Genomic DNA, 234 nt, shown 5'->3' with positions numbered 1-234 from the left:
CCCACCTACTCCTCCTGCTACAACACCTACTCCTGGTACAGGGAATCCTGTCTGTCCCCCTCCAACGAAAGAAGGAAATGTAGTTGGTACTCCTACTGGAATTCCAGTTTGTGCGCCAGCTACTGATGTCGGAAATCCTCCCGTTAACGTTGGAATTCCAGTTTGCATGCCTGCTACTGATGTTGGAAATCCTCCATGTGCTCCACCCATCCAGCTCGGAATTCCACCGTATCC

General features: G+C 51.3%; 1 pseudogene. It reads right to left on the bottom strand.

The features are described from left to right. A pseudogene (locus JDS96_RS31575) lies at positions 1 to 234 on the bottom strand (hypothetical protein); the annotation flags it as partial.

Source organism: Bacillus cereus group sp. N21 (assembly GCF_016483395.1).
In the GTDB taxonomy this organism is placed as follows: Bacteria; Bacillota; Bacilli; order Bacillales; family Bacillaceae_G; genus Bacillus_A; species Bacillus_A pseudomycoides.
The sequence above is the reverse complement of the archived record's forward strand: the minus strand, read 5'-3'. Positions and strand labels throughout refer to the sequence as shown.